This window comes from Bacillus cereus group sp. N24, assembly GCF_016483345.1.
In the GTDB taxonomy this organism is placed as follows: domain Bacteria; phylum Bacillota; class Bacilli; order Bacillales; family Bacillaceae_G; genus Bacillus_A; species Bacillus_A toyonensis.
The window spans coordinates 1-216 of record NZ_JAEHCA010000179.1 but is presented as its reverse complement, the minus strand read 5'-3'; the positions used below and the strand labels follow the sequence as shown (position 1 = coordinate 216).

Genomic DNA, 216 nt, shown 5'->3' with positions numbered 1-216 from the left:
AATGGCTGGGCTAGCTGGATTCGAACCAGCGCATGACGGAGTCAAAGTCCGTTGCCTTACCGCTTGGCTATAGCCCATTAATATTTACTAGTATGCTTATCTTCTCAAAAAAATAAACCCTCTCAGGTTATTTTAAAGAAAATGGTGGAGGGGGGCAGATTCGAACTGCCGAACCCGAAGGAGCGGATTTACAGTCCGCCGCGTTTAGCCACTTCG

General features: G+C 47.7%; 1 tRNA gene. It reads right to left on the bottom strand.

Annotated features, from left to right (window positions below):
- Nucleotides 1-2: 2 nt before the first annotated feature.
- Nucleotides 3-77: transfer RNA gene (locus tag JDS95_RS30940), tRNA-Gln, on the bottom strand.
- Nucleotides 78-216: the final 139 nt, after the last annotated feature.